Annotated in this window: 1 protein-coding gene and 1 pseudogene; both read left to right on the forward strand. The window is 45.0% G+C overall.

Annotated features, from left to right (window positions below; genetic code table 11):
• A pseudogene (locus Xind_RS19745) lies at positions 1-247 on the forward strand (structural protein); the annotation flags it as partial.
• Positions 244-498: lysis system i-spanin subunit Rz (locus tag Xind_RS19750; RefSeq protein WP_187650970.1), on the forward strand; the 255-nt coding region annotated here is incomplete at its 3' end. The pseudogene Xind_RS19745 and the gene Xind_RS19750, both read left to right, overlap by 4 nt.

Raw genomic sequence — 498 nt, forward strand, 5'->3', positions numbered from 1 at the left:
GTGTAATTACCATAAAGGCGGGCACAACAGCGTCTCTAAAATCATCAACCGCTATGCGCCAGACTCGGAAAATAACACCACTGCATATATTAACAGTGTGGCTAAGGCACTCAATGTAGATCAGTTCGAAAAGATTGAAGTGAATAAACCGACGCTGACTGGACTATCAAAAGCCATTATCCGGCACGAGAACGGCAGGCAACCGTATTCTGAGGCAACGTTTGAAAAAGCGTTTGAGTTGCTATGAAAGCCTACGAGAAGGTAGCACTCGTTATTATAGCCGGACTCATTGCTTGGTCTAGTTGGTTGATGGCATCGTTAAACGAAGTAAATGATTTAAATAAAAAACTAACGACTGACTTCAATGAACAAGTTGCTATCAACACTCGGCAGCAAGAACGCATCAAGCACCTTGCGGAACTCGACAAAACACACACACAGGAACTCGCCCATGCCAAGACTGAAATCGACACTCTTCGGGCTGATGTTGCCGCTGGT

The organism is Xenorhabdus indica (assembly GCF_014467235.1).
Classification (GTDB): domain Bacteria; phylum Pseudomonadota; class Gammaproteobacteria; order Enterobacterales; family Enterobacteriaceae; genus Xenorhabdus; species Xenorhabdus indica.